This window comes from Mycobacterium sp. (genome assembly GCF_039583805.1).
Lineage (GTDB): Bacteria > Actinomycetota > Actinomycetes > Mycobacteriales > Mycobacteriaceae > Mycobacterium.
Map to the genome: position 1 here is coordinate 1 of NZ_JAVKSH010000161.1, position 4,734 is coordinate 4,734.

The window sequence follows — 4,734 nt, forward strand, 5'->3', positions numbered from 1 at the left end:
ACCACCTCGACGGGGAAAGCGCCGCAGCGGCTTTGGCCTCCGACTGGGCTACCGGTTCGGCCGGACTATTCCCCAGCCGCCGTCGCGTCGCTGCGCCAGGCCGGCGACCTCCAGCATCGCCAGCGGCCCGAACACCTGGGCCGGGGCCAGCCCGGATGCGACGGCGATCTGATCGACGGTCACCGTGCCGCGGCCCGGTAGTGCTTCATAAACCTGACCTTCGTTAGCAACCGGCAATCGACCCCCGTGCTGGCGGCAACCGAAACCACGTCCGACGGGTGGCGTGACGGTCGAGTGGGCGTCCTGGACGTCGAGTGTGCATCCATGGCGGCCTTCCACGCCGAGTGTGAGCTGAGGGCGACGACACGCCGAGGAGCTCCGCCCTGTACTCACACTGAAATCCCCGTACTCACGCTCATGCCGGAGGCGCCCGATCGACGACGGCGGACAGTCTGAGCCCGGTCCGCGGCAGCGGGGCGGGGCCGCCAACCCGAAACGTCTGCCGCGCATACTGAATCACCAACACGCGTGTGACGACCGGCAAAGGCGTCTCACCTTACTGCGGCGAGCTGGTCGTCCGAGGGGCACATTCCGGTAACGCGTGTGGCGGATGGTGCAGATGATGTATTTGCGACTAGTCTTGCTGGCATGCCCAGTAAGACCGCCACCCGATCCGGCGCCCGAACCAGCAGGTCAAAGGCCACCACGCGGAGCGGACCGCGGGCGGCACGGCCGGCCGCGGGCCGCCGACGGCCGGCGCGGCGGCGCCGTCTGTCGCTGGTCGTCGCCACCGGCCTGCGCTGCGGACGAGCGATGCGGGCGACGTGGCTGGTGCTCGCCAAGAGTGCCGGCAGCGCGGCGCGGTCGGTGGGCCGGGCCCGCGACATCGACCCGGGCCACCGCCGCGACGGGATCGCGCTGGCGCTGCTGGCGCTCGCCGTGGTGATCGCCGCCAGCTCCTGGTTCGACGCCGCCCGCCCGGTCGGCGCGTGGGTCGATTCGGTGCTGCGGACGTTCATCGGGTCGGCGGTCGTCCTGCTGCCGGTGGTCGTCGCCGCGGTGGCGGTGATGCTGATGCGCACCGAGCCCGATCCCGAGGCGCGGCCGCGTCTGGTCCTCGGCGCGACGATGGTCGCGCTGCCGTTTCTGGGTCTATGGCATCTATGGTCCGGCTCGCCGGACGCCCCGGAGGCACGCCGCCACGCGGCGGGCTTCGTCGGGTTCGCCATCGGGGGGCCGCTCTCGGAGGGCCTGACCGTGTGGATCGCCGCGCCGCTGCTGTTCATCGGCGCGCTCTTCGGCGTGCTGCTGCTGACCGGCACCACGATCCGCGAGGTGCCCGAGACGGTGCGGTCGATGTTCGGCACCGCGATGTTCGACCGCGGCCGTTTCGCCGAGCCGGACTACGACGACGGCGCCGAAGATCCTGCGGCCGAGGACTTTTCCGACGGCTACTACGACGACCCGGCATCTTACGGTGACGACGAGGCGCAGACGTGGCCGTCGCGCGAGGACCCGGTCAGCGCGGATGACGCCCCCACCGTGCCGGAGCCCTCGGTGCTGCGCAGGCGTCGCGCCGCGTCACCGAGCGACACCCCGGTGATCGACCGGGTCGTCGAGGGACCGTACACGCTGCCGTCGTTGAGCCTGCTGATCGCGGGCGATCCACCGAAGCGGCGCACAGCGGCCAACGACCACATCGCCGAGGCGATCACGTCGGTGCTGCAACAGTTCAAGGTCGACGCCGCGGTCACCGGCTGCACCCGCGGGCCCACCGTCACACGCTACGAGGTGGAGCTGGGGCCCGGGGTCAAGGTGGAGAAGATCACCGCGCTGCAGCGCAACATCGCCTACGCGGTGGCCACCGAGAGCGTGCGGATGCTTGCCCCCATCCCGGGCAAATCCGCGGTGGGTATCGAAGTGCCCAACATCGACCGCGAGATGGTGCGGCTGGCCGACGTGCTGACCGCGCGAGAGACTCGGCGCGACCACCATCCTCTGGTGATCGCATTGGGCAAAGACATTGAGGGCGAATACATCTCGGCCAACCTGGCCAAGATGCCGCACCTGCTGGTCGCCGGCTCCACCGGGTCCGGCAAATCCAGCTTCGTCAACTCCATGCTGGTGTCGCTGCTGGCCCGCGCCACCCCCGAAGAGGTCAGGATGATTCTGATCGACCCGAAGATGGTGGAACTGACGCCCTACGAAGGCATCCCGCATTTGATCACCCCGATCATCACCGAGCCGAAGAGGGCCGCAGCCGCGCTGGCCTGGCTGGTCGACGAGATGGAACAGCGCTACCAGGACATGCAGGCCTCCCGGGTGCGTCACATCGACGACTTCAATGACCGGGTGCGATCCGGCGCCATCACCACGCCGTTGGGCAGCAACCGCGAATATCGGCCCTACCCCTACGTGGTGGCGATCGTCGACGAGCTGGCCGACCTGATGATGACCGCGCCCCGCGACGTCGAGGACGCCGTGGTGCGGATCACCCAGAAGGCCCGCGCCGCCGGCATCCACCTGGTGTTGGCCACCCAGCGGCCCTCGGTGGACGTCGTCACCGGGCTGATCAAGACCAACGTGCCGTCCCGGCTGGCGTTCGCGACGTCCTCGCTGACCGACAGCCGGGTGATCCTCGACCAGGCCGGCGCGGAGAAGCTGATCGGGATGGGCGACGGGCTGTTCCTGCCGATGGGGGCCGGCAAACCGATCCGTTTCCAGGGGGCGTTCATCACCGACGAGGAGATCCACGCCGTCGTCACCGCCTGTAAGGACCAGGCCGAACCCGAGTACACCGAGGGCGTCACCACCGCCAAGACCAGCGGCGAGCGCCGAGACGTCGACCCCGACATCGGCGACGACATGGACGTGTTCCTGCAGGCGGTGGAACTGGTGGTGTCCAGCCAGTTCGGCTCCACCTCGATGCTGCAGCGCAAGCTGCGGGTCGGCTTCGCCAAGGCCGGACGGCTGATGGACCTGATGGAGACCCGCGGCATCGTCGGGCCGTCGGAGGGCTCCAAGGCGCGCGACGTGTTGGTCAAACCCGACGAGCTGGCCACCACCCTGGCGTCGGTCCGCGGTATCGGGGACGACGACCCCGAGTAGCGCCGAGCGTGAAACGGTTGCGAAAATCCGCGCGAATTTTCGCAACCCGTTCACGTTCGGCGATCACAGCACCAGCAGCATCCGCGAGTTGCCCAGGATGTTCGGCTTGACGTAGCTCAGGTCCAGGAACTCGGCGACGCCGAGGTCGTAGGAGCGGCGCATCTCCTCGTACACCTCGGCGGTGACCGGGGTGCCCTCGATCTCGGCGAACCCGTGCCGGGCGAAGAACTCCGTCTCGAAGGTCAACACGAACAGCCGCTTGAGCTCCAGATCGCGGGCGGCGTGCAGCAGCCGGTCGACGATCGCGTGCCCGATACCGCGTCCCGTCATGTCCGGAGCGACCGCCACGGTGCGCACCTCGCCCAGATCCGACCACAGCACGTGCAGCGCCCCGCAGCCGACCACCTCGCCGGGACGGTCCGGGTGTTCGGCCACCCAGAATTCCTGCACCGCCTCGTACAGCGTGACCATGTTCTTTTCCAGCAGGATCTTGCCGGAGTAGGTGTCCACCAGCTGCTTGATCGCCGGGACGTCGGAGGTGCTTGCGTGCCGGACCACCGCTGAATTCACGGCTGCGAGAGTATCGGTTTCGGCTTAACCGGTGGACAGCAGATATTCTGTTGGCCGTGTCGGGACAGCCTCAAACCGGTCCGACGGTCCGGCGTGTGCCTGTCACCAACCTCGCCAACCTGCTCACCCTGCTGCGGCTGGTTCTGGTCCCGGTCTTCCTGCTTGCGCTCTTCGCCGGAAACGGCCACGAAACCGTAAGCCGCATAGCGGCTTTCGTCGTCTTTGCGGTTGCCGTGATCACCGACCGGTTCGACGGCGCGCTGGCCCGCAACTGCGGCATGGTCACCGACTTCGGCACGCTGGCCGACCCGATCGCGGACAAGACGCTGATCGGGGCGGCGTTGATCGGTTTGTCGATGCTCGGCGACCTGCCGTGGTGGGTGACGGTGGTGATCCTCACCCGCGAGATCGGGATCACGGTGCTGCGGTTTGTGATGCTGCATCGCGGCGTGATCCCGGCCAGCCGGGGCGGCAAACTCAAGACGCTCGTGCAGGCGGTGGCGATCGGCTTGTTTGTGCTTCCGCTGTCGGGGTCGTGGCTGGTGGCGGCGTCGGCGGTGATGGCGGTCGCGCTGGTGTTGACGGTGGTCACCGGCGTGGACTACGTGGCATCCGCCGTGCGCGACGCGCGCGGGCGGACGGCCACTCGATGAGCTGACTCGCGGGAACCAACCGGCCGCGGTCGGCGTTCTACCCGGTGATCCCCCATTTGTCGGCCGACCGGACGAAGGAGAGCCCGATGCCGTCACTGCTGCGCGAAATCATCGGCGACGTGCTGCGCCGGTCGCGGACCACGCAGGGCCGGACGCTGCGTGACGTGTCCGATACGGCGCGGGTCAGCCTGGGCTACCTCTCGGAGGTCGAGCGCGGACGCAAGGAGGCCTCCAGCGAGCTGCTGAACGCGATTTGCGACGCGCTGGACGTGTCGTTGTCCGACCTGCTGGCCGACGCCGCCGGCGACCTGGCCCGGCACGAAGGCACCGCCGCCACCGCAGCCTCCATCGATCCCAGCACCAAGGTGGTCATCCCGCCGGTGGCGTCGCTGGCTCTGGCTTA

General features: G+C 68.7%; 3 protein-coding genes and 2 pseudogenes. 3 read left to right on the forward strand and 2 right to left on the reverse strand.

Features of this window, described 5'->3' with window-relative positions:
• Positions 1–48 precede the first annotated feature (48 nt).
• A pseudogene (locus ABDW21_RS16165) lies at positions 49–222 on the reverse strand (DNA processing protein DprA); the annotation flags it as partial.
• 277 nt (positions 223–499) lie between these two features.
• Here ABDW21_RS16165 and ABDW21_RS16170 point away from each other — a divergent pair.
• Positions 500–3,108, forward strand: a pseudogene (locus tag ABDW21_RS16170) (DNA translocase FtsK).
• 63 nt (positions 3,109–3,171) lie between these two features.
• Here ABDW21_RS16170 and ABDW21_RS16175 read toward each other — a convergent pair.
• Positions 3,172–3,678 (reverse strand): amino-acid N-acetyltransferase, encoded by a 507-nt coding sequence (locus tag ABDW21_RS16175; protein WP_343603218.1) that lies wholly within the window; start codon positions 3,676–3,678, stop codon positions 3,172–3,174.
• 56 nt (positions 3,679–3,734) lie between these two features.
• On the opposite strand from ABDW21_RS16175, the gene pgsA reads away from it, so the two are divergent.
• Both pgsA and ABDW21_RS16185 read left to right on the forward strand, forming a co-directional pair.
• Positions 3,735–4,331, forward strand: coding sequence for a CDP-diacylglycerol--glycerol-3-phosphate 3-phosphatidyltransferase (gene pgsA / locus ABDW21_RS16180; protein WP_343603220.1), 597 nt, complete (start codon positions 3,735–3,737; stop codon positions 4,329–4,331).
• An 86-nt stretch (positions 4,332–4,417) separates the two neighbouring features.
• Positions 4,418–4,734: helix-turn-helix transcriptional regulator (locus ABDW21_RS16185; protein WP_343603222.1), on the forward strand; the 317-nt coding region annotated here is incomplete at its 3' end.